1 protein-coding gene is annotated in these 1,702 nt (G+C 41.5%); it reads right to left on the bottom strand.

Annotation, left to right across the window (positions count from 1 at the left end; all coding sequences use genetic code 11):
- Positions 1-63: 63 nt before the first annotated feature.
- Positions 64-1,449 (bottom strand): hypothetical protein, encoded by a 1,386-nt coding sequence (locus tag B147_RS0109430; RefSeq protein WP_020586963.1) that lies wholly within the window; start codon positions 1,447-1,449, stop codon positions 64-66.
- Between the last annotated feature and the right edge of the window lie 253 nt (positions 1,450-1,702).

Genomic DNA, 1,702 nt, shown 5'->3' with positions numbered 1-1,702 from the left:
TCCAATTAAGTGAATTTTAGTGTCTGGGGTTTTATCACGACAAACCGGTCAAGGTAATTGTCGTCAACCGGACAAGATAATTGTCGCAGAATAATGAAGCCCCTGATAGAAACCATCCCTCGGAGGACTGTAACTATCCTCAGCAAGTTTAGATATTAAATTTAGGCAGAGTTGGGCATCTGATTTATCTCCGGCGATATGGTTTGAAAAGATATCCAGACACTGGGACCATATCAGCCTTTGCCAGTATAGTGAATAATCCTTTTCACCGTAATAACTTTGAGGCCCTTTACCGTTGACTATTATGTGAAACATCCCGATCACGACATACTCACGGCGATACATAAAATAATACGTCAGGTTCGAAACACGATATGGCAGAGTCAGCATCTGAAATAACCCGGGACGCTTATAACTTCCATCTATGAGCTTTTGGGTTCTTTGAAAGCTGTTTTTCCCAATATGGAGCTCTTCGTTCTCTATAATCACATTCAACAATGCGGATATCTTTGATCGCATTTCCGGAAAGGACAAATTTTGCTCTAATCTGGATGCATACAAGAACAACCCTGTGAAATCGTCTTCCAGAAAAGTTTCCGGCAATTCTGGAGAGAGCATTTCTTTATAGTTTTTCCAACGAAGAATATCATTATTCCGGCATCCTTCCAGTGTCTGCATGTAAAACTCATCTTCCCAACTGCGAACAAGATCCGGCTCGTTTAGAATCGTTTCAACGCCAAGGTCCAGGAAAATTGTTTTTTCAGCTTCATTTTTAAACTGAAAATCTCCCCAGTATCCATCTTGAAATGCCCACCCGATCAACCTTAACCAATCGGAAACGGCAGCCTCATTCCCTTTTGTTTTATGTAGGATAATGGACCATAACTTCCCCCCAACAGGCCCACAATCGGATCGGCCCAATCTAAACGAGAAATAATCCTTAGAAGGGATTAGAAAATCGCAAACGGTTCCACATACGCCATGTTGGTAAAGAAGATGTTCTGCCTTATCTTTTTGAATTCTAAGATGTTGGGAGACAAAACCATTTCGGCCCCAGATCATATCCTGTAAACAGCGAACCGTTTTTATCAATTTTCTATTTCCCTCTGGGTAATCCTCGGAATCCGCCGGTACTGAGACAAATCGCAATTCATGGTTAATAAAGCGGGCTAAATAAGCGGATTCCAATTCATCAAGGGTGGATACCTTTTGCGGGGCAAGATTTCTATGGCAAACCTGCCCCTCTTCTCCGGGCCACAGAATATCTCCGGCAAGGATCTTACCAACCGTTTCACTGCATAATTGATAGGGATAAATTTCTGCTTCAAACAGCAATTCGGCAATGAGTTGGCATACTTTGTCTTCTCTGCCCTTGCTCCTGTTTTCATAGGACTTTTGGTAGGCCGATACCTTTATTTTTAAATCTTCAATTAGTCTGAAATTCTTCATTGATTTTCCCAAATGAGCCATTGATAAAATTGAAACCGATATAAATATAATTGGCCCCTGCCAACGCTACATTTACACGTCTTGTGAATGGTTAGATAGAGAAAGCCTGTAAAGAAATCGTTCAATCGCATAGTACTGTAGTAACTCGTTGAATGGCCGGGCGCATTCCCATTTTCCCGGTTTTTAAAACGGACTATCCTCTTGAGCAAAAAGAAGTTATGCTTCCCCTCGATTATCAACTGATGAGGGAAAA

Origin of the sequence: Desulfobacter curvatus DSM 3379 (assembly GCF_000373985.1) — a bacterium.
Taxonomy (GTDB): Bacteria; Desulfobacterota; Desulfobacteria; order Desulfobacterales; family Desulfobacteraceae; genus Desulfobacter; species Desulfobacter curvatus.
Note: the sequence above shows the minus strand (reverse complement) of the source record. Positions and strands in the feature narration are given on the sequence as shown.

Coding starts and splice junctions, on each gene's coding strand:
- B147_RS0109430 (WP_020586963.1), bottom strand. CDS start 1,449: ATGAAGAATTTCAGACTAATTGAAGATTTAAAAATAAAGGTATCGGCC.